Raw genomic sequence first — 21,826 nt, 5'->3', positions numbered from 1 at the left:
TGTCAAAGCGTTCAAGCTCGCCTCAAGGAGACCATTCCATGCGTTCAGTCGGACATTTCATTGGTGGCAAGGAGGTCAAGGGCACCTCGGGCCGCACCGCCGACGTTTTCGAGCCGATGACCGGTGACGTCCAGGCCAAGGTGGCGCTCGCGTCCAAGACCGAGGTCCGCGCTGCCGTGGAGAACGCCCGCGCCGCGCAGCCGGAATGGGCTGCGACCAACCCGCAGCGCCGCGCCCGCGTCATGATGAAGTTTGTCGAGCTGGTGCAGCGCGACTACGACAAGCTCGCCGAACTGCTCGCCCGCGAGCATGGCAAGACCGTTCCTGACGCCAAGGGCGACATCCAGCGCGGCCTCGAAGTCGCGGAATTCGCCTGCGGTGTCCCGCATCTGATGAAGGGCGAATACACCGAAGGCGCCGGCCCCGGCATCGACATCTACTCGATGCGCCAGGCGCTCGGCGTCGTTGCCGGCATCACGCCGTTCAATTTCCCGGCGATGATCCCGATGTGGAAGTTCGCGCCCGCGATTGCCTGCGGCAACGCCTTCATCCTGAAGCCGTCGGAGCGCGATCCCGGCGTGCCGATGATGCTTGCCGAGCTGATGATCGAGGCGGGCCTGCCGGCCGGCATCCTCAATGTCGTCAACGGCGACAAGGAAGCGGTCGACGCCATCCTCGACGATCCCGATATCAAGGCCGTCGGTTTCGTCGGCTCCACGCCGATCGCGCAATACATCTACGAGCGCGCCGCGCAGACCGGCAAGCGCTGCCAGTGTTTTGGCGGCGCCAAGAACCACGCCATCATCATGCCCGACGCCGACATGGACCAGGCCGTCGACGCACTGATCGGCGCCGGCTATGGCTCGGCCGGCGAACGCTGCATGGCCGTGTCCGTCGCGGTCCCCGTCGGCAAGTCCACAGCCGACCGCTTGATGGAAAAGCTGGTCCCGCGCGTCGAGTCGCTCAAGATCGGCACTTCGATCGATCCCTCCGCCGATTACGGTCCGTTGGTGACGCGCGAGGCGGTCGAGAAGGTGAAGGGCTATATCGACATCGGCATCAAGGAAGGCGCGACGCTCGCCGTCGACGGTCGGGGCTTCAAGATGCAGGGCTACGAGAATGGCTTCTATCTCGGCGGCTCGCTGTTCGACAACGTCACCAAGGACATGCGGATCTATAAGGAAGAGATTTTTGGGCCTGTGCTCTCGGTCGTGCGTGCGCACGATTACAAGGAAGCGCTGGCGCTGCCGTCGGAGCATGATTACGGCAACGGCGTTGCGATCTTCACCCGCGACGGCGACGCCGCGCGCGACTTCGCGGCCAAGGTCAACGTCGGCATGGTCGGCATCAACGTGCCGATCCCGGTGCCGATCGCCTATTATACCTTCGGCGGCTGGAAGAAGTCGGGCTTCGGCGATCTCAACCAGCACGGCCCGGATTCGGTCCGCTTTTACACCAAGACCAAGACGGTGACCTCGCGCTGGCCGTCCGGCGTCAAGGAAGGCGCGGAGTTCTCGATCCCGCTGATGAAGTGATCCCGTCCGCCGTCATTGCGAGGAGCGCAGCGACGAAGCAATCCAGCATCTTTCCGCGGAGGCGGTCTGGATTGCTTCGCTTCGCTCGCAATGACGAGTAAAACATGAGCAGCCCATCATGCAGTTCGCTCTGAACGAGGATCAGATCGCGGTTCGCGAGATGGCGTTGGCGTTTGCGGCGGGAAAGATCGCGCCGCATGCGCTGCGTTGGGACGAGGAGAAGCATTTTCCCGTCGAGGTGATGCGCGAGGCAGCAGCGCTCGGCATGGGCGGCATCTACATCCGCGACGATGTCGGCGGCTCCGCCATGACGCGGTTCGACGCTGCGCTGATCTTCGAGGCGCTGGCGACCGGCTGTCCGACCACGTCGGCCTTCATCTCCATCCACAACATGGCGTCCTGGATGATCGATGCCTATGGCAGCGACACCCAGCGCCACACATGGTTGCCCAAGCTCTGCACCATGGAGCTGATTGCGAGCTACTGCCTGACGGAGCCCGGCGCCGGCTCGGACGCGGCAGCGCTCCGCACCCGTGCCGTGCGCGAGGGCGATCATTACGTCCTCAACGGCCAGAAGCAGTTCATCTCCGGCGCCGGCGGCACCGACCTGCTGGTCGCGATGGTGCGCACCGGTGGCGACGGTCCCGGCGGCATCTCGACGCTCGTGATTGACGGCAAGACGCCGGGCGTCTCGTTCGGCGCCAACGAGCGCAAGATGGGCTGGAACGCGCAGCCGACCCGCGCCGTGATCTTCGAGAACGCACGCGTGCCGGTCGCCAATCGCTTGAGCGAGGAGGGCATTGGCTTCAAGATCGCGATGGCGGGCCTTGACGGCGGGCGTCTCAACATCACGGCCTGCTCGCTCGGCGGCGCGCAGACCGCACTCGACAAGGCGCGCGCCTACATGAAGGAGCGCAAGGCGTTTGGAAAGCGGCTCGACGAATTCCAGGCGCTGCAGTTTAAGCTAGCTGACATGGCGATCGAGTTAGAAGCTGCGCGCACCTTCTTGTGGCGGGCAGCGGCTGCACTCGACCGGAAAGATACGGACGCCACAATGCTCTGCGCGATGGCAAAACGCTTCGGCACCGACGTCGGCTTCGAGGTCGCCAACCAGTCGCTCCAGCTTCATGGCGGCTACGGCTATCTCAGCGAATACGGCATCGAGAAGATCGTGCGCGATTTGCGCGTGCACCAGATTCTCGAAGGCACCAATGAAATCATGCGGCTGATCGTGGCGCGCAAATTGATCGAGGGCGCCCGATGAGTGGTGTGGAGGAGGGCGATCTCGTCGCACGGGTCGAGGGCGCCGCCGGCATTATCAGGCTCAATCGTCCGAAGGCGATCAATGCCGTGACGCTGGAGATGTTTCGCGACATCGATAAGGCGCTCGACCGTTTTGAGGCCGATCCAGCCGTTGCCGTGATCGTGCTGGAAGGTGCCGGCGAGCGCGGCCTGTGCGCCGGCGGCGACATCCGCGCGCTCTGGGAGAGCTCCAAGGTCGACGGCGACCTCGGCAAGATCCTGTGGCGGGAAGAGTACATCCTCAACGCGCGGATCAAGAAATTCCCCAAACCCTATGTCGCCTTCATGGACGGCATCGTGATGGGCGGCGGCGTCGGGCTTTCGGCACATGCGAGCCATCGAATCGTGACTGACCGCACCAGGCTTGCGATGCCCGAGGTCGGGCTCGGTTTCTTCCCGGATGTGGGCGGCACCTTTCTATTGTCGCGCTCGCCCGGTGAGATCGGCACTTATTTCGGCCTGACCGGCCAGACCATGAACGGCCCCGACGCGATTCACGCGAAATTCGCCGACGCTGTGGTGCCGGCGGCCAAATGGCCGGGGCTGCGCGAGGCGCTGACCAAGGTTCGCCAGGGCGTGACCGCGGCCGATGTGAGCAAGCTCATCAACGGTTTTGCGACTGGAGAAGCCGCGGGACCGGTGGCTGCAAAAGAGCCGATCATCGATGCACTGTTCGGCTTCGACCGCATGGAAGACATCTTTGCCGCGCTCAAGCGCGACGGTTCCGAGTTCGCGCTGGCGACGTTGAAGACGCTCAACGAAAAATCGCCGCGTGGCATGGTGGTGACGCTCAAGCTGCTACGGCTCGCGCGTACCGCGTCGAGCCTGGAAGAGTGCCTGGTGCGCGAATATCGTGCCGCGCTGGAAGTCTTCCGCAGCGACGACTTTCGCGAAGGCGTGCGGGCCGCCGTGATCGACAAGGACCGCAATCCGACGTGGTCGCCGTCGCGGATCGAGGACGTCGCGCCGGAGATGCTTGCGCGGTATCTCGCCGAGATCGGCGCCGACGAATTGAAGTTCAACTAATCAACGAAGCGTTCAGCGGAGGAAATGAAGATGGCCACGATCGCATTCATCGGTCTCGGCAACATGGGCGGCCCCATGGCCGCCAATCTGGTCAAGGCCGGCCACAAGGTCGTTGCTTTCGACCTCGCCGAGGCCTCCCGCAACCAGGCCAAGGCCGATGGCGCGGGCATCGCCGAGAGCGCGGCAGGCGCCGTGAAGGGCGCCGATGTCGTTGTCACCATGCTGCCGGCCGGCAAGCATGTGCTCGGCGTGTGGGGCGAGGTCGTTCCTGTCATGACCAAGGGCGCGCTGATCATCGATAGTTCCACCATCGACGTCGAGAGCGCGCGCCAGGCGCATGTGCTGGCGGCCAAGCACAGCGTGCTTTCGGTCGACGCGCCGGTCTCCGGCGGCACCGGCGGCGCCAAGGGCGCGACGCTCACCTTCATGTGCGGCGGCGAGGACAACGCGTTCGCAGCGGCAAAGCCCGTGCTGGAGAACATGGGCAAGAAGATCGTGCATTGCGGCGGTGCCGGCGCGGGCCAGGCGGCAAAAATCTGCAACAACATGATCCTCGGCATTTCCATGATCGCGGTGAGCGAGGCGTTTGCGTTGGCCGAGAAGCTCGGGCTCTCGCACCAGGCGCTGTTCGACGTCGCTTCGACCTCGTCGGGCCAGTGCTGGTCGCTGACGACCTATTGCCCGGTGCCCGGGCCAGTGCCGACCTCGCCTGCCAACAACGATTACAAGCCGGGTTTTGCCTCGGCGCTGATGGTGAAGGATCTGACGCTGGCGCAGGACGCCGCCAAGGCCGCGGGCGCGGCAACGCCGCTCGGCAAACATGCGCAGGAGATCTATCAGTCATTCGACGCAGCCGGCCAGGGCGGGGTGGATTTTTCCGGAATTATCAAGCACGTTAGGGGGCTGGCCGGGAAAGCTTGATGACGACATTTCAGGAAGCGCGCGCGTTTCTGCTTCATAACCGCACGGACTACGAGACAGCGGTCAAGGACTTCCGCTGGCCCGATCCGGTTCCGTTCAACTGGGCGCTCGACTGGTTCGACGCCGAGCTGGCGGCGAATGCGGACAGCAAGGATCGTCCTGCGCTCTGGATCGTCGATGCCGCGCAGGACCGGCAGACCAAGCTCTCGTTCGGGGCGTTGTCGCGCCGCTCCAACCAGGTCGCGAACTTCCTCCGCGCGCAGGGCCTCAAGCGCGGCGACCATCTCCTGCTGCTGCTCGGCAATGTCGTTCCGCTCTGGGAGACGATGCTGGCCGCGATCAAGCTCGGCGTCGTCGTGATTCCCGCGACAACGCTGCTCACCGCCGACGAGCTGCGCGACCGGCTCGATCGCGGCAAGGCGAAGGCGGTGGTGGCAGCGCAGGACCAGGTTGCGAAGTTCGCAAGCCTTGGCGCCGACAATATCGTCCGCATCGTCGTGGGCGAGGCCTCCGATGGCTGGCTTTCCTATGATGAGGCGGCAATGGCGTCGGAGAGCTTTGCAGCCGACGGTCCGACCAACGCCGGCGATCCGATGCTGCTCTATTTCACCTCGGGCACTACGGCAAAGCCAAAGTTGGTGCGGCACAGCCAGCGCAGTTATCCCGTCGGCCATCTCTCGACCATGTACTGGATCGGGCTAAAGCCGGGTGACGTCCATCTCAATATCTCTTCGCCCGGCTGGGCCAAGCACGCCTGGAGCTGCTTCTTCGCGCCGTGGAATGCGGGCGCGACCGTGTTCGTGGTCAACCAGCCGCGCTTCGATGCCAAGGGCCTGCTTGCCACCATCGGCCGCTGCGGCGTCACCACGCTGTGCGCGCCGCCGACGGTGTGGCGGCTGTTCATCCAGGAGAATTTGGCGTCGTTCAAGGTGGCGTTGCGCGAGGTCTGCGGCGCCGGCGAGCCGCTCAATCCTGAGGTGATCGACCAGGTGCAGGCCGCCTGGGGCCTCACCATCCGCGATGGTTACGGGCAGACGGAAACGACGGCGCTCGCCGGCAACTCGCCGGGGCAAAAGATCAAGATCGGCTCGATGGGCCGGCCGCTGCCGGGCTATCGCGTGCAAGTCAGCGACGCCGATGGTCATCCGGCCAAGGAGGGCGAGGTGGCTCTGGTGCTCGGCGAAAACCGCCCCGCCGGCCTAATGCAGGGCTATCAGGGCGACGACGGCGGACTATCCGGCGCCGAAGGCGAACTCTATCGCAGCGGCGACGTCGTGTTCGAAGACGACGATGGCTATCTCACCTTCGTCGGCCGGTCCGACGACGTGTTCAAATCCTCCGACTATCGCATCAGCCCGTTCGAGCTCGAGAGCGTGTTGCTCGAGCACGAGCTCGTCGCGGAAGCCGCCGTCGTGCCAAGCCCGGATCCGATCCGGCTCGCGATTCCCAAGGCGTTTGTGCTGCTGACATCCGGCGCGGAGCGCTCGCCGGAAACCGCGCTCTCCATCTTCAAGCACCTCCACACGCGTCTTGCGCCGTTCAAGCGCATCCGCCGCCTCGAAATCGTCACGGAGCTGCCGAAGACGATCTCGGGAAAGATCCGCCGCGTTCAGCTCAGACGTCTCGAGCGCGACGACGATCGCAACGATCCCCTGCGCGGCCGGGAATTCCGCGAAGAGGATTTTCCGGAGCTGTCGAAAACACGGAGCGAGACCTAAGTGAACGAAATCTGGAAGAAGCCGCCGATTGCGCTGGAGGCCTATCAGGCCATGGTCGGCAAGGAGATCGGGGTGTCGTCGTGGCACCTGGTCGATCAGCCCCGCATCGACACCTATGCCGACGTGATCGAGGATCACCAGTTCATTCACGTCGACCCGGAGCGTGCGAAGAAGGAGACGGCGTTCGGCACCACGATCGCACACGGATTCCTGACGATGTCGCTGCTGTCGATCATGTCCTACGAGGTGATGCCCGTCATCGCGGGCACCACGATGGGGGTCAATTACGGTTTCGACAAGCTGCGCTTCATCTCGCCGGTGCGCTCGGGCAAGCGCGTTCGCGGCCGTTTCGTGCTGGCGGAAGCCAAGCTGCGCAAGCCTAATGAATTGCAGTCCCGCACCAACGTCACTGTGGAGATCGAAGGCGAGGACAAGCCCGCGCTGGTCGCAGACTGGCTCGGGTTGATCTATTTCGCCTGACGCTAACAGTTTTTGCCGGGCTTGACCCGGCTCCCCAACGCTGCTCAAAAGTTGTCCAAATCGGTGCGCTCGACCCCTCTCCCCTTGTGGGAGAGGGTGCCTCGCGGAACGCGAGGCGGGTGAGGGGTCTCTCTCCGCGAGCACATCCGTTGTGAGAGACCCCTCATCCGGCGCCGTAGCCAACGCTACGCGTTGGCGTTTTAACCAGGAACGGCGGCCGTTGGCCGCCTATGCCACCTTCCCCCACAAGGGGAGAAGGAAGAAGAAGCAGGAACTGCACTCATGGCAATCAGGTTCGACGGACGCGTCGCCATCGTCACCGGCGCGGGCAATGGTCTCGGTAAGGCGCATGCGCTGGGATTGGCGAGCCGCGGCGCCAAGGTCGTGGTCAACGATTTCGGCGGCGCGCGCGACGGCAGCGGCGGCTCGCTGTCGCCGGCGGAAGCCGTGGTCGAGGAGATCCGTAAAGCGGGCGGCACCGCCATGGCAGATGGCGCCGACGTCTCCAATTTCGAGCAGGTCACGGCGATGGTCGAGCGCGCCACCAAGGAGTGGGGCAGCGTGGACCTCTTGTGTGCCAATGCCGGCATTTTGCGCGACAAGTCGTTTGGCAAGATGGAAGCGGCCGATTTCCAGAAGGTGCTCGACGTGCACCTCGTCGGCACCTTTTATTGCTGCAAGGCGGCCTGGGCCGGCATGCGCGATCGCAACTATGGCCGCATCGTGCTGACGACGTCGTCCTCCGGCCTCTACGGCAATTTCGGCCAGGCCAATTACGGTGCGGCCAAATCCGGCATGGTTGGCCTGATGAACGTGCTGGCGGAGGAGGGCCGCAAGACCGACATTCGCGTCAACATCATCTCGCCGACGGCGGCAACCCGCATGACGGAAGAGCTGCTGCCGCCGCAGGCGCTGCAGTTGATGAAGCCGAACGCGATCACGCCCGCGGTCGAGTACATGCTGAGCGAGGACGCGCCGACCCGTACCATCATGGGCGCCGGCGCCGGTTCCTTCGCGGTGATCAAGATTGTCGAGAGCGAAGGCATCAACCTGCCGGAGTCCGAGTGGACGCCGGACGCGGTCGCGGAGCATTTCGCCGAGATCAGCGACATGTCGAAGGCGAAGGCGCTGCAGGGGGCTTTCGAGCAGACGCAGAAATACGTGGCGCAGGCCGCTGCGCGTGCCGGGGTAAAACTCTGACAGCCGTCGCCGTCATTGGCGCCGGCCCTGCCGGGCTGATGGCGGCAGAGGTGCTCGCGCGAGCCGGTGCTCGCGTCACCGTCTACGACGCGATGCCGTCCGCGGGCCGCAAATTCCTGATGGCCGGCCGCGGCGGGCTCAATCTCACCCACAGCGAACCGCTGCCGCAGTTCATCACACGCTACCGTGAGGCGGCGCAGAGGTTGCAAGCGGCGATCGAAGCGTTCCCGCCTGACGCGCTGCGCGCGTGGAGCGAGGCGCTGGGCGAGCCGACCTTTGTCGGCTCCAGCGGGCGTGTGTTTCCGAAGGCGTTCAAGGCCTCACCCCTGCTGCGGGCCTGGCTACGACGGCTCGATGCCGCGGGCGTGCGCTTTGCGTTTCGCCAGCGCTGGATGGGCTGGGACGGGGACGGACGACTGGTCTTTGACACACTGGGCGGCGGCGCCACCATCGCCGCGGATGCGACAGTGCTGGCACTCGGCGGCGCCAGCTGGCCGCGACTAGGCTCCGATGGCGGCTGGACGACGATCCTGGCCGACAAAGGCGTTGCGATCTCGCCGCTGCGGCCGGCGAACTCCGGCTTCACCGTGGCATGGTCCGAAATCTTCCGCGCGCGCTTCGAAGGCCAACCGCTCAAGGGCATCACGCTGTCCTTCGGCCCGCACCGCGCGCGCGGCGAGGCGATGATCACAAGCGGCGGGATCGAGGGCGGGGCGATCTATGCGTTGTCGGCCGAACTGCGCGAGGCGATCGCGGCGAACGGCGAAGCGGTCCTGCAGGTCGGTTTGCGGCCGGATATCGATCATGGCGAACTCGTCAAGCGCCTGTCCGCTTCGCGCGGCAAGCAATCGTTCTCCAACTTCCTGCGCAAGGCTGCGCAGCTGCCGCCCGTTGCGGTCGGGCTGTTGCAGGAAGCCGCCATCGGTGCTCGCCAATCGTTGTCGGCAATGTCGGCTGAACGATTGGCCGAGCTCATCAACGCGGTGCCAATCAAGCTCACGGGCGTCGCGCCAATCGCGCGCGCGATCTCCAGCGCCGGCGGGATTTCCTTCGATGAACTCGACTCGGACTTCATGATCCGCAAGCTGCCGGGCGTGTTTGCAGCCGGTGAGATGCTGGACTGGGAGGCACCGACGGGTGGCTATTTGCTCCAGGCCTCGTTCGCGACGGGGGCTGCGGCGGCCAGGGGCGTGTTGCGACGGCTCGCCCTGAAGGACGGGTAGAGCGCACGCTCCACCCATCCCACGGAGCCCTACCGCAGCTTTCCCCGTGCCGCCACCGGCAGTGTGCCGATGATCTCCTCGCCGCGCACCATCACGACTTCGTCCATCATGTTGACGACGACGCAGACGTGATTGGGCACGATGCGGACCACGTCGCCGACATTGGGCCGGGTGTTGCTGCGGGAGAGGTCGAGGAAGCCGTGCTCTTCGGCGAAGCGTGCGATCTTCGCTTCGGGGTGCTCCAGGATGAGGCCGTGGCCGTCGAGGCCGCCGGTGTCGGTCGTCAGCGTCTTCGAGCCGGCGTCCAGAATGCCGCGCTCAGGTGCAGCGCGGCTCACCACGGTCGAATAGATGTGCAGCGCGCAGTCGTCCCAGGTGGCGGAGCCGGCGGCGACCTGCATGCGGTCGTTGTAGATGTAGGTGCCGAAGCGGTGCTCGGTGCCGCCCTTGAGCTTGCCGATATTCTTCAGGTTCGGCGTTCCGCCGGTCGAGACGATTTTTGCATCCAGCCCGTGCGCGCGCACGCCAGCCAGAGCTTCGTCATAGAATTTTTGCGCGTCCGCCCAGCCAGTCTCGGTCGGATACATCATGAAGCCGGCGAACTCGAGCCCTTGGGACGCGGCGATTTCGCGCGCTAACGCGATTGCCTCGACGGGCGTCTCGACGCCGGCGCGCTTGCGGCCGGTATCGCATTCGACCACGACCGACAGCGGTCGGCCCGAGGCCGCGGCGGCCTTGGGCAGGCCGGCAACGACGGTCGAATTGTCGGCGGCGACCGTCATGTTGGCCTTCGCCTGCAGCGCCCCTAAGCGCGCCATCTTCTCTTCGCCGAGCAGATTGTAGCTGATCAGGATGTCGTCGATCCCGGCATTGACCATGATCTCGGCTTCACCGAGCTTCTGGCAGGTGATGCCCTTCGCGCCGGCCGCGATCTGCATCTTGCCGATCGTCGGGTTCTTGTGCGTCTTGATGTGGGGACGGTTGGCGATCCCGGAGTCATCGCAGGCCTTCTGAATCCGGGCGATGTTGCGCTCGACCTTGTCCATGTCGATGACGGCACAGGGGGTGCCGTACTCACGGGCGATCTTGGCGGCAAGGGTCGTTGTCATGGAAGTCTCTGAGTTGGCGCGCATTCCGTTTGCAAAAGCGGTGCCCACTTTTGCGAAATGCACGCTAGGCCTGTTCAATCTCTTCGCGCCGCACTTCTAGCTCCAGCCATTTGTCTTCGGCCTCGGCCAGCTCCTTTTGCGCCTTCGTCAGAGCGTCGGAGGCCTGGTCGAAGCGCTTGCGATCCTTGCGGAAGAGATCGGGGTCGTCAAGGAAGCGCTGCTGCTTGGCGATCTCGGCCTGCAGCTTGGCGATGGTCTTGGGCAGCGTCTCCAGCGCGTGTTGCTCGTTGAAGGTCAGCCGTCGTCTCGCGACGCCGGAAGGCGCGGCTGATCGCTGTTCTCTCGTCTCTTCGACGGCCTTCGCTGTCGCGCGCTTCACGTCGGCGCCGCGCTGGGCCAGCATGTCGGTATAACCGCCGGCATATTCGAGCCAGCGTCCGTTGCCCTCGGGCACGATCACGGACGTCACCACGCGGTCGAGAAAATCGCGATCGTGGCTGATCAGGATCACGGTGCCCTCGTAGTCGCTGAGCATTTCCTCGAGGACGTCGAGGGTCTCGAGGTCGAGGTCGTTGGTCGGCTCGTCCAGCACCAGGAGGTTGGAGGGCTTCGCCAGCGCGCGCGCCAGCATCAGCCGGCCGCGTTCACCGCCCGACAGCACCTCCAGCGGCGTGCGCATCTGTTCCTGGGCGAACAGGAAGTCTTTCATGTAGCTGACGACATGCTTCGGCTTGCCGCCGACCATGACATGGTCGCCGCGGCCGCCGGTGAGCGCCTCGGCCAGCGTCGTCTTGGGATCGAGACTTTCCCGATGCTGGTCGAGCGTCGCCATCTCGATGTTGGCGCCGAGCCGTATGCTGCCGCTGTCCGGTGCGCTGCCGCCGGTCAGCATCTCGATCAACGTGGTCTTGCCGGCGCCGTTCGGGCCGACGATGCCGATGCGGTCGCCGCGCTGGACGCGGATCGAGAAGCCGTCGACGATCTTTCGCTCGCCATAGGACCGGCTGATATTCTTGGCCTCAATGACGAGCTTGCCGGATTTGTCGGCTTCGGCAGCCGCGAGGTTGGCGTTGCCCGTCGCGCCGCGATGCGTGCGGCGCTGGTCGCGCAGCGCGTGGAGATTGCCGAGCCGCTTGACGTTGCGCTTGCGGCGGCCCGAGACGCCGTAACGCAACCAGTGCTCCTCGTTGACGATCTTGCGGTCAAGCTTGTGCTGGTCGCGCTCTTCCTCCGCGAGCACCTCGTCGCGCCAGGCCTCGAAGGCACTGAAGCCGCGGTCGATCTGCCGGATCTGGCCGCGGTCGAGCCAGGCGGTGCTGCGCGAGAGATTGCCGAGGAAGCGCCGATCGTGGCTGATGATCACCAGCGCGCAGCGGCGGCTCTCCAGTTCGCTCTCCAACCATTCGATGGTCGGAAGATCCAGATGGTTGGTCGGCTCGTCCAGCAACAGGATGTCGGGCGAGGGCGCCAGCACGCGCGCCAGCGCGGCGCGGCGCGCTTCGCCGCCGGAGACATGTGCCGGATCTTCTTCGCCGCTGAGACCGAGCTGCTCGACCAGATAGCGCGCCTGATAATGGTCGTCGCCGGCATTGAGGCCGGCCTCGACATAGGCCAGCGTGGTGGAGAAACCGGAAAAATCCGGCTCCTGCGGCAGGTAGCGAATGGTGGCGCCGGGCTGCACGAAACGGCTGCCGCCATCCGGTTCGACCAGGCCGGCGGCGATCTTGAGCAGCGTCGATTTGCCGGAACCGTTGCGGCCGATCAGGCAGACGCGCTCGCCGGTCGAAACCGACAGTTCGACGCCCGCCAGGAGCGGTGTGCCGCCAAAGGTCAGCTTGATATCGCGCAGTTGAATCAGCGGTGGCGCCATGCGGTGTCTCAGTCCTGTCTTGTTGCGGCCTGATCGGCGCGGCGGCGCTGGATGCGGCGGATGGTCTGGTCGAGCGTCGACAGAAACGTCGAGCGGTCGCGCGGTGAATACGATTTCGGACCGCCGGTGACTTCGCCGGCCGAGCGCAAATCGGTCATCAGGTTGCGGACCGCCAGCGTCATCCCGATCGATTCCTCGGTGAACGCCTTGCCGTTGGATGCAATCACATCGGCGCCGGCCTTCACGCAGCGGCTCGCGAGTGGAATATCCGAGGTAATGACGATATCGCCGGGCCCGGCGCGTTCCGCGATCCAGTCATCGGCCGCGTCCATGCCGGCACCCGCGGCGACCCGCTCGATCAGCGGATCCTGGGGCACGCGGATGAAGTTGCCCGCGACCACGCTCACGGGCAGGCCGTGCCTTCCGGCGACGCGATAGATCTCGTCCTTCACCGGACAGGCGTCGGCGTCGACATAGATGCGGGTGGTGTTTTGAGGGTTCGTCATTGTCCGTAGATGGGGCTTGCGAAGCGGTTTCGCAGCAGCCGCGTGGTACCCCATTCGGGCCGCAAAGGCGAGGGGATTGACCCCGGTTCCTCAGGGCCTACGATCGGCCCGAAACAACAAGAATTTGGGGAAAGCCAAGCCATGCCGAACCGGCTCGAAACCTATCGCGTCGAGGCCTACAACACGGCCAAGCAGTCCGAAAATAAGATGCATGACGACAATGTGGCGCGCCGCTTCGGCTTTTCCGGCGGGCTGGTCCCCGGCGTCGACGTCTTCGCCTACATGATGCATGTGCCGGTGGCGCGCTGGGGCCGCGATTTCCTGTCGCGCGGGTTGATCGAGGCGCGTTTCATCAAGCCGGTCTATGACGGCGAGACCGCCGATGTCGATGCGACCGAACACAACGGCCTGCTCACGATCGAGGTGTTCAGCCGCACCGAGCTCTGCGCGACGGGGACGGCGTCGCTGCCGGCGATTGCGACTGCGGTGTCGTTGAGCGACTATGTCGAGGTCCCCGCGATTGCCGAGCGCAAGCCGGTCAGCTCGGCAACCTTCGAAACCGGCAAATGGCTCGGCACGACGCCGCGCCGCTGGGCGGGGCAGGATGCAGCCGACTACCTCGCCGACATCCGTGAGGCCGATCCGATCTTCGCGCGCGAGGGGCTCGGCCACCCTGGCCTGATCCAGCGGGTGATGAACCGTGTGCTCGTGGACAACACGATCCTCGGCCCATGGATCCATGTCGGCAGCCGCATGCAATTGCTGTCAGCCGCATGCGCTGGCGACGAGATCAGCGCGCGGGCAAAAGTCACCGCGAATTACGAGAAGAAAGGCCACCGCTTCGTCGAGCTCGACGCGCTGGTGGTCGCCAACGGCACGACGCCGCTGGCGCACTGCCAGCACACCGCGATCTACCAGCCGCGCGAGCAGGCGGCGGCGTAGGCGCGAAAAAGGCACATCGTCACAACACCGTCATGCCCGGGCTTGTCCCGGGCATCCACGTTCTTGATGCCTCACGGCGTGGATGGCCGGGACAAGCCCGGTCATGACGAAGGAGAGAGCGTGACTTACGCCGCTTTCCCCTTCGCATCCTGGATCGCGCGCCACACACGCTCCGGGGTCAGCGGCATGTCGATGTGCTTGATGCCGTAGTCGGAGAGCGCGTCGATCACCGCGTTCACGACGGTCGACAGGCTGCCGGCGCAGCCGGCTTCGCCGCAGCCCTTGCTGCCGAGCGGATTGGTCGTGGCCGGCACCGGGTGGTCGCCGATCGTCATGTTCGGAACGTCCTCGGCGCGCGGCAGAGCGTAGTCCATCAGCGAGCCCGTGATCGGCTGGCCGCTTTCGTCGTAGCGGACGTGCTCCATCAGCGCCTGGCCGATGCCCTGGACGACGCCGCCATGGAGCTGGCCCGCGACCAGCAGCGGATTGATCACCGTGCCGAAATCGTTGACCGCGCTGTAGCGCACGATCTGCACGACGCCGGTCTCAGGATCGATCTCGACCTCGGCGACATGGCAGCCGTTCGGGAAGGCCGAGGGCACCGGTTCGCTGGTGTGATCGACGTCGAGGCTGTCGGGCACGCCTTCCGGCGTCTTGCCGTCGTGCAGGCGCTTGGCGAGCTCCATGATGTCGATGCTGCGGTCGGTGCCGGCGATCGTAAAGCTGCCGCCCTCGAATTCAATGTCGGCTTCGGATGCCTCCAGCATGTGCGCGGCGGCGCGCTTGCCCTTTTCGATCACGAGCTTGGCGGCGCCCACGATCGCCATGCCGGTCGCGGTGATCGAGCGCGAGCCGCCGGTGCCATTGCCGGTGTGCACGATGTCGCTGTCACCCTGCACCAGCTTGACGCTGTCGAAGGGGACGCCGAGCTGCTGGCAGAGCACCTGCGCGAATGCGGACGCGTGGCCCTGACCGTAGTCGAGCGTACCGGTGATGAGCTGCACGGAGCCATCGGGATCGAACACGATCTTGCCGAGCTCGACGCCGGGAGGTGCGGTCACCTCCAGATAGGAGCCGACGGCGATGCCGCGCAACTTGCCGGACTTCTTGCCCTCCTTCTTGCGCTTGGCAAAGTTCTCGTGGTCGGAGATTTCGAGCGCCTTGTTGAAGACAGCCTGGAAGTCGCCGCTGTCGTAGGTGACGCCGGAGGACGCGGCGAACGGCATCTGGTTCTGCTTGATGAAGTTGCGCTTGCGCATCGTCAGGCGGTTGATGCCCATCTCGTCGGCGGCGCGGTCGATCAGCCGCTCCATGTAGTAGTTGGCCTCGGGCCGGCCGGCGCCTCGATAGGCGCCCATCAGCGTGGTGTTGGTCAGCACCGTCTTGATGTCGACGGCCATCAGCGGTGTGCGATAGACGCTGGAAAAGTTCTTGCTGGTATTGAGCGAGAGCGGACTGGGCGCGACCCCGGTGATGTAGGCACCGAGATTGCCGTAGCCCCCTAGCTTGGCGGCGAGGAAATGCCCCTCGGCGTCCAGCGCGAGCTCCGCGTGAATCTTCTGCGCACGGCCGTGGCTGTCGGACAAGAAGCTGGTCGAGCGTTCGTCGAGCCATTTCACCGGCCGTCCCAATTCCTTGGCCGCGTACAGGATGCACATGTACTCGGGATAGTTGACGTTCTTCATGCCGAAGGAGCCGCCCACATTGGCGGTGAGGATGCGCACCTTCTCGTTCGGCACCTTCAGGTTCTTGGCGAGGTTGGCGCGGTTGCCGGCGACGCCCTGCGTCGGCATCTGGATGGTGTAGCGCTCGGTCTTCTTGTCGTAGGAGGCAAGGCCGACGCGCGGCTCCATCGAGACCACGGCGACGCGGGTGTTCTCGATGTCGACCTTGGTCACGTGAGCGGCGCTGGCGAAGGCCGCATTGACCTTCTCGATGTCGCCATAGTGGTAGTCGAGCGCGACATTGTTCGGGATGTGGTCGTAGAGCTGCGGCGCGCCGGGTTTTGCGGCCTCCTCGGGATCGGTCACCGCCGGCAGTGGCTCGATATCGAGCTCGACCGCCTCGGCCGCGTCGCGCGCCTGGGCCAGCGTCTCCGCCACCACGAAGGCGACGGGATCGCCGACGAAGCGGACCTTGTCGGTTGCGAGCGGCTGGCGGTTGGTCTGGAGCAGGGGTGAGCCGTCACGGCTCTTCAGCGGCAGGCCGCAGGTGAAGGGGCCGTAGCCGGCCGCATCGAGGTCTTTGCCGGTCCACACCCCCAGCACGCCCGGCATCGCCCTGGCGGCGTCGATGTTGATGCCGCGAATGACGCCGTGGGCATGGGTCGAGCGGACGATCACGGCATGGGCCTGGCCCGGCAGGTTGAAATCGTCGGTGTAGCGGCCCTTGCCGCGCACCAGGGTATCGTCCTCCTTGCGGCGGACCGGCTGCCCGACACCATATTTTTGCAGTGCAATAGCGTTTTCGAGCGTGGAGGATTTGGTGTGTTCTTGCATGGAATTGACCTGAAAAGCCGGCAAATGCGCGGTTTGGGGGGCGCCTGGGGGACCGGACCCCTCAAAAATAACCCACCGGCCCGTTCACGACAACGCACGAATGGGCATGGTCCCATGTGATGCGTTGTTGCGCAGGATTGGCGCGCTGCTAATGTTTCAGGCGAAAAAGCAATTCCAGATCGGCCCAATCGGCCGCGGAAAGACAGTTTGTATGAATGACCACACGCGGCTCCGCGACGGCCTTGCGCCGCACGGTGAGCTGGGGTCGATGGCGGCGGCGTTCGCCACTGAACCGGCCGTCGGCGCGCAAGCGCCGGGAACCGGCGTCTACGCGGCGCTCGACCTCGGCACCAACAATTGCAGGCTCCTGATCGCCTGTCCGACCCACGACGGCTTTCGCGTGGTCGATTCCTTCTCGCGCATCATCCGGCTCGGGGAAGGCGTCTCGGCGACGGGGTGCATCAGCGAGGCCGCGATCGAGCGCGCCATCGTGGCGCTCGGCATCTGCCGCGACAAGATCAATCTGCGCAAGGCGCGGCGGTTGCGGCTGATCGCCACCGAAGCCTGCCGCGCCGCCTCGAACGCCGAAGGCTTTCGCAGCCGCGTCGCTGCCGAGACCGGGATCGAGCTCGAGGTGATCGACCGAGAGACCGAGGCGGCGCTCGCCGTGCTCGGCTGCTCGCCGCTGGTCGATCCCAGGGGACGCGGCGCGATCCTGTTCGACATCGGTGGCGGCTCGACCGAGCTGGTGCGAATCGAACGCGACGCCGCAAATCCGGAGCCGCGCATCAAAGCCTGGATGTCGATTCCGTTCGGTGTGGTCACGCTGGCCGAGCAGTTCGGGGGCCGCGACGTGACGCCCGAGATCTACGCCGCGATGGAGCGCGAGGTCGCCCATCACATCGCGCCGTTCGCCGAACAGCATGGCGGCGATCTCACTGATATGCATCTGCTCGGCACGTCAGGCACCGTGACGACGCTCGCCGGCATCCATCTCAACCTCGTGCGCTACGACCGCCGCCGCATCGACAGCGTCTGGATGAACGATACCGACGTCACCGCGACCATCAACAAGCTGCTCGGCATGAGCTACGAGGAGCGCGCCGCGAACAGCTGCATCAGCGTCGAGCGTGCTGATCTCGTGCTGGCCGGCTGCGCCATCCTCGACGCGATCCGCCGCGCCTTTCCGCTGCCACGCCTGCGCGTCGCCGACCGGGGCTTGCGCGAAGGCATGCTGGTCGAGATGATGCGCGAAGACGGCGCGCTCAGGAGCTGGTGAGATGGCCAAGGACACCACCGGCCGCTTGCACGTCCAGGTCAAGACCCACGGCAAGCGCAAATTGTCGTCGAAGCTGTGGCTGGAGCGGCAGCTCAACGACCCCTACGTGGTGAAGGCGAAGGCGCTGGGCTATCGCTCGCGCGCCGCCTTCAAGCTGCTGGAGATCGACGACAAATACCGGCTGCTCAAGCACGGCATGGCGGTGGTCGATCTCGGCGCTGCGCCGGGTGGCTGGAGCCAGATCGCCGCCAAGCGCGTTGGCTCGGTCGACGGCAAGGGCAAGGTCATTGCGATCGACCTGCTGGAAATCCCCGAGATTGCCGGCGTCGAGTTCGCGCAGCTCGACTTCATGGACAATGACGCGCCGGACAAGCTCAAGGCCATGCTCGACGGCGGCGCCGACATCGTAATGTCCGACATGGCTGCCAACACCACCGGTCATCGCAAGACCGACCAGCTTCGCATCGTCGGCCTGATCGAGACCGCCGCCGCGTTTGCCTGCGATGTGCTGAAGCCGGGCGGGACCTTCCTGGCCAAGGCGTTCCAGAGCGGCGCCGATGCCGAGCTGCTCGCCCAGCTCAAGCGCGATTTCGCCACGGTGCGTCACGTCAAGCCGGCCGCGAGCCGTGCGGATTCCTCGGAGCGCTATGTGCTGGCGACGGGATTTCGGGGCGGAGCGACGGAATAGCAACAACGACGAGAAGAGAGGCTACCCCAGCCGCTGATCCCGCACGTCCTGCGTATCCTCGGTTGCGGCCTTGACGGCCGCCTTGGCCGCGCCCTTGCCGGCACCCTTGCGGCTTGCGATCTCCACGGCCTTGCGGCCGGAGACTTCGTGGCCGGCATCGGCGGGCATCTGCCAGAAGAACCAGCTCGACGCCGCCGAGGTCAAGGCGACCACGAGGAAGGCCGGCGCGAACACGCTGGCGTTGAGCTCGCTGGCGTGGCTGAGCCACATCGTCGTCTCCACGGAGGCGGCGCCGACGGCGACGCCGGCCGAGACGGCGAGCTGCTGGTTGACGCTGACGAGCGTGGTGGCGCGGCTCATCTGCGCCTGCTCGACCTCGGCATAGGCCACCGTGTTGATCGCGGTGAACTCGAGTGAGCGGAAGAAGCCGCCAACCACCAGAATGATCATGATGATCAGCAGCGGCGTCGTCACGGTGAAGAGCGCACAGGCGGCGAGGAAAACTGCACTGATGATCGCGTTCATCGTCATCAGGTTGCGGAAGCCGAAGGCGCGGATGATGCGCGCGGCGAGCGCCTTCATGCCCATGGCGCCGAGCGAGGAGCCAAACGTGACGAGGCCGGACTTGAACGGCGAGAGGCCGAAGCCGATCTGCATCAAGAGCGGCAACAGGAACGGCAGCGCGCCGATGCCGAGGCGGAACATGAATCCGCCGAGAACGGCCGCGCGCAGCGTCGGCAGCCTCAACAGCGTGAAGTCCAGCACCGGCGACCCCGTTCGCCGCGCGTGAAGGACATACAGCGTCATCGAGATCGATCCGCCGACGACCAGGGCGGCAACCGTGCTCCATGGCAGCAGATTGAGTCCGGCAACCGACAGCCCGAAGGCGATGCCGGCGAGCCCGAGGCCCGCGAGCACCATGCCGTAGAGGTCGAACGGCTCTCGTTCCTCGCTCTTGATGGGATCGATGAAGCGCAAGGCCATGAAGATGCCGAGCAGCCCGATCGGGATGTTGATCAAGAAGATCCAGTGCCACGACGCGTAAGTCGTGATGAAGCCGCCGAGCGGCGGCCCGATCACGGGGCCGATCAGGGCAGGAACCGTCACCCACGCCATGGCATTGACCAGCGCGCTCTTATCGACCGACCGCAACAGCACGAGGCGCCCGACCGGCGTCATCATCGCCCCGCCCATGCCTTGCAGGATGCGCGCGAATACGAAATCGGTGACCGATGACGAGAGCGCGCAGCCGACCGAGCCGACCATGAAAACGCCGACGGCAATCGCAAACACCATGCGCGCGCCGAACCGGTCGGCGGTCCAGCCGCTCGCCGGGATGAACACCGCAAGCGACAGCAGATAGGACGTGATCGCGAGCTTGAGCGTCAATGGGCTGGTGCCGATGTCGGCCGCGATCGCGGGCAGCGACGTGGCGATCACCGTCGAGTCCATGTTCTCCATGAAGAGAGCAGTGGCCACGATCAGCGGAATGATGCGTTGCTTGTCGACCATGACGGATTGGTAATGGACATCGGAAGGAAGGGCGCGGATTGCGGCTTATCACCGCCACCGGGCCGCGACCATTGCGGATCGACGCATGGCACCTAAATCCTGGGTGACCCCGGGTGGGTGCGCCCTTCACCGGAGATCACGATGATCGGCCGGCACGGGGGGACGCCGTTCACCAGTAGGAGGCACCGCGAGGCTATCCCCCGCTGAATTTGCCCAAAAAGCCTGTGCATGGCTGGCCGGCGGTCCGAATTGCTTTGATTCGTCGCCCGCCCGTGCTATCGACCCGCGTCAACCCCACCGATGGGCTCCGATTCTCCGGCGTTGCCGCAAGGTACGCCGAGGGCGGCGCTCATCCATAGCTATTTGCGGCAGGGCCGCGGAAGGAGTTGGCACATGGCCACGGTGCAACAAGGCATTCGCGAAGCCCTCACATTCGACGACGTGCTGCTGAAGCCGGGCCTGTCGGACGTCATGCCGGGCGAGGTCGACATCCGCTCTCGCGTCACCCGCGCCATTCCGCTCAACATCCCGATCATGGCCTCCGCCATGGACACGGTCACCGAAGCCCGCATGGCGATCGCCATGGCGCAGGCCGGCGGCATCGGCGTCATCCATCGCAATTTCGATCCCGAAGGGCAGGCCGCCCAGGTTCGGCAGGTCAAGCGCTACGAGTCGGGCATGGTGGTGAACCCGCTCACCATCAGCCCCGACGCCACGCTGGACGACGCGCTCAAGCTGATGAGCGATCACGGCATCTCCGGCATTCCCGTCGTCACCGGTGCGGGCAAGTCCACGCCGGGCAAGCTGGTCGGCATCCTCACCAACCGCGACGTCCGCTTCGCCACCGACCGCCAGCAAAAAATCTCCGAACTGATGACGCATGAAGGTCTCGTTACGGTGCGCGAGAATGTCAGCCAGGACGAGGCGCGGCGGATGCTGCATCAGCACCGCATCGAGAAACTGCTCGTGGTCGACGAGCAGTATCGCTGCGTCGGTCTGGTCACCGTGAAGGACATGGAGAAGGCGGTCGCCCATCCGCTGGCCTGCAAGGACGCGCAGGGCCGCCTCCGCGTCGCCGCCGCCACCACGGTAGGTGACAGCGGCTTCGAGCGTACCGAGCGGCTGATCGACGCCGGCGTCGATCTCGTCGTGGTCGACACCGCGCACGGCCATTCCCGTCACGTGCTCCATGCGGTCAACCGCATCAAGCGCCTGTCCAATTCCGTGCAGGTCGTTGCCGGCAACGTCGCGACCTCCGAGGGTGCGCAGGCGCTGATCGATGCAGGCGCGGACTGCATCAAGGTCGGCATCGGCCCGGGCTCGATCTGCACCACGCGCATCGTCGCCGGCGTCGGCGTTCCCCAGCTCACCGCGATCATGGATGCGGTCGAGGCGGCGAAGAAGTCCGACATCCCCGTCATCGCCGACGGCGGTATCAAGTTCTCCGGCGACCTCGCCAAGGCGCTCGCTGCAGGTGCCGACATCGCGATGGTCGGCTCGCTGCTCGCCGGCACCGACGAGACGCCAGGCGAAGTGTTCTTGTGGCAGGGCCGCTCCTACAAGGCCTATCGCGGCATGGGTTCGGTCGGCGCGATGGCCCGCGGCTCGGCCGACCGCTACTTCCAGCAGGACATCAAGGACACGCTCAAGCTCGTGCCCGAAGGCATCGAGGGCCAGGTGCCTTACAAGGGCCCGGTCGGCAACGTCATGCACCAGCTCGCCGGCGGCCTGCGCGCCGCGATGGGCTATGTCGGTGCAAAGGACATGAAGGACCTGCACGACAAGGCCCAGTTCGTCCGCATCACGGGCGCGGGCCTGCGCGAAAGCCACGTCCACGACGTCACCATCACGCGCGAGGCGCCGAACTATCCGGGCGGGGGTTAGGCGCTCCACATTCCGCTGTCATGCCCCGGCTCGACCGGGGCATCCAGTACGCTGCGGCTTCTCGGCTCTATTAAGACCGTCTCGGAGTACTGGATGCCCCGCCATCGCTGGGCATGACAGCGCCTGTTGGGTT

General features: G+C 65.4%; 17 protein-coding genes. 12 read left to right on the top strand and 5 right to left on the bottom strand.

Features of this window, described 5'->3' with window-relative positions:
* The first annotated feature begins 38 nt into the window (after positions 1-38).
* The 8 genes from AC0L21_RS01910 to AC0L21_RS01875 all read left to right on the top strand — a co-directional run bounded on the left by AC0L21_RS01910 (position 39) and on the right by AC0L21_RS01875 (position 9,405).
* Positions 39-1,535 (top strand): CoA-acylating methylmalonate-semialdehyde dehydrogenase, encoded by a 1,497-nt coding sequence (locus AC0L21_RS01910; protein WP_473257420.1) that lies wholly within the window; start codon positions 39-41, stop codon positions 1,533-1,535.
* 118 nt (positions 1,536-1,653) lie between these two features.
* Positions 1,654-2,799: an isobutyryl-CoA dehydrogenase gene (locus AC0L21_RS01905; RefSeq protein ID WP_473257418.1), complete on the top strand. Its 1,146-nt coding sequence runs from the start codon at positions 1,654-1,656 to the stop codon at positions 2,797-2,799.
* Positions 2,796-3,863: an enoyl-CoA hydratase/isomerase family protein gene (locus tag AC0L21_RS01900; protein WP_473257416.1), complete on the top strand. Its 1,068-nt coding sequence runs from the start codon at positions 2,796-2,798 to the stop codon at positions 3,861-3,863. Before AC0L21_RS01905 ends, AC0L21_RS01900 begins: the two co-directional genes overlap by 4 nt.
* A 30-nt stretch (positions 3,864-3,893) precedes the next feature.
* The gene (gene mmsB, locus AC0L21_RS01895; protein ID WP_473257413.1) at positions 3,894-4,784 is read left to right on the top strand and encodes a 3-hydroxyisobutyrate dehydrogenase; all 891 of its coding nucleotides are present in this window, start codon (positions 3,894-3,896) and stop codon (positions 4,782-4,784) included.
* Positions 4,784-6,502 (top strand): AMP-binding protein, encoded by a 1,719-nt coding sequence (locus tag AC0L21_RS01890; protein WP_473257411.1) that lies wholly within the window; start codon positions 4,784-4,786, stop codon positions 6,500-6,502. Before mmsB ends, AC0L21_RS01890 begins: the two co-directional genes overlap by 1 nt.
* Complete coding sequence (locus tag AC0L21_RS01885) at positions 6,503-6,982, top strand: MaoC family dehydratase (protein WP_473257409.1); 480 nt, start codon at positions 6,503-6,505, stop codon at positions 6,980-6,982.
* Between the two features lie 282 nt (positions 6,983-7,264).
* The gene (locus tag AC0L21_RS01880) at positions 7,265-8,182 is read left to right on the top strand and encodes an SDR family NAD(P)-dependent oxidoreductase (protein WP_473257404.1); all 918 of its coding nucleotides are present in this window, start codon (positions 7,265-7,267) and stop codon (positions 8,180-8,182) included.
* On the top strand, positions 8,179-9,405 hold the full coding sequence (locus AC0L21_RS01875; RefSeq protein WP_473258365.1) for a BaiN/RdsA family NAD(P)/FAD-dependent oxidoreductase: 1,227 nt from the start codon (positions 8,179-8,181) through the stop codon (positions 9,403-9,405). Before AC0L21_RS01880 ends, AC0L21_RS01875 begins: the two co-directional genes overlap by 4 nt.
* Before the next feature lie 29 nt (positions 9,406-9,434).
* Here the strand turns inward: AC0L21_RS01875 and AC0L21_RS01870 are convergent, their stop codons facing one another.
* The 3 genes from AC0L21_RS01870 to AC0L21_RS01860 all read right to left on the bottom strand — a co-directional run bounded on the left by AC0L21_RS01870 (position 9,435) and on the right by AC0L21_RS01860 (position 12,890).
* Positions 9,435-10,514, bottom strand: coding sequence for a D-TA family PLP-dependent enzyme (locus AC0L21_RS01870; protein WP_473257401.1), 1,080 nt, complete (start codon positions 10,512-10,514; stop codon positions 9,435-9,437).
* A 64-nt stretch (positions 10,515-10,578) separates the two neighbouring features.
* The gene (locus AC0L21_RS01865; RefSeq protein ID WP_473257398.1) at positions 10,579-12,384 is read right to left on the bottom strand and encodes an ABC-F family ATP-binding cassette domain-containing protein; all 1,806 of its coding nucleotides are present in this window, start codon (positions 12,382-12,384) and stop codon (positions 10,579-10,581) included.
* 8 nt (positions 12,385-12,392) lie between these two features.
* Positions 12,393-12,890: a YaiI/YqxD family protein gene (locus tag AC0L21_RS01860; protein ID WP_007609125.1), complete on the bottom strand. Its 498-nt coding sequence runs from the start codon at positions 12,888-12,890 to the stop codon at positions 12,393-12,395.
* A gap of 141 nt (positions 12,891-13,031) precedes the next feature.
* Here AC0L21_RS01860 and AC0L21_RS01855 point away from each other — a divergent pair, with 141 nt between their 5' ends.
* Positions 13,032-13,832, top strand: coding sequence for a hypothetical protein (locus AC0L21_RS01855; RefSeq protein ID WP_473257395.1), 801 nt, complete (start codon positions 13,032-13,034; stop codon positions 13,830-13,832).
* Between the two features lie 125 nt (positions 13,833-13,957).
* Here AC0L21_RS01855 and AC0L21_RS01850 read toward each other — a convergent pair whose 3' ends face one another.
* Positions 13,958-16,330, bottom strand: coding sequence for a xanthine dehydrogenase family protein molybdopterin-binding subunit (locus AC0L21_RS01850; RefSeq protein WP_473257392.1), 2,373 nt, complete (start codon positions 16,328-16,330; stop codon positions 13,958-13,960).
* 211 nt (positions 16,331-16,541) lie between these two features.
* On the opposite strand from AC0L21_RS01850, the gene AC0L21_RS01845 reads away from it, so the two are divergent.
* Together AC0L21_RS01845 and AC0L21_RS01840 are read left to right on the top strand one after the other, a co-directional pair.
* Complete coding sequence (locus AC0L21_RS01845; RefSeq protein WP_473257390.1) at positions 16,542-17,609, top strand: Ppx/GppA phosphatase family protein; 1,068 nt, start codon at positions 16,542-16,544, stop codon at positions 17,607-17,609.
* A gap of 1 nt (position 17,610) precedes the next feature.
* Complete coding sequence (locus AC0L21_RS01840; RefSeq protein WP_007592230.1) at positions 17,611-18,297, top strand: RlmE family RNA methyltransferase; 687 nt, start codon at positions 17,611-17,613, stop codon at positions 18,295-18,297.
* Positions 18,298-18,318: 21 nt separating this feature from the next.
* Here the strand turns inward: AC0L21_RS01840 and AC0L21_RS01835 are convergent, their stop codons facing one another.
* Complete coding sequence (locus AC0L21_RS01835) at positions 18,319-19,809, bottom strand: MFS transporter (protein WP_473257388.1); 1,491 nt, start codon at positions 19,807-19,809, stop codon at positions 18,319-18,321.
* Positions 19,810-20,202: 393 nt separating this feature from the next.
* Between AC0L21_RS01835 and guaB the strand changes: the two genes are divergently transcribed.
* Positions 20,203-21,693: an IMP dehydrogenase gene (guaB, locus tag AC0L21_RS01830; protein WP_007609139.1), complete on the top strand. Its 1,491-nt coding sequence runs from the start codon at positions 20,203-20,205 to the stop codon at positions 21,691-21,693.
* Positions 21,694-21,826 lie beyond the last annotated feature (133 nt).

This window comes from Bradyrhizobium sp. WSM4873, assembly GCF_055811355.1.
Note: the sequence above shows the minus strand (reverse complement) of the source record. Positions and strands in the feature narration are given on the sequence as shown.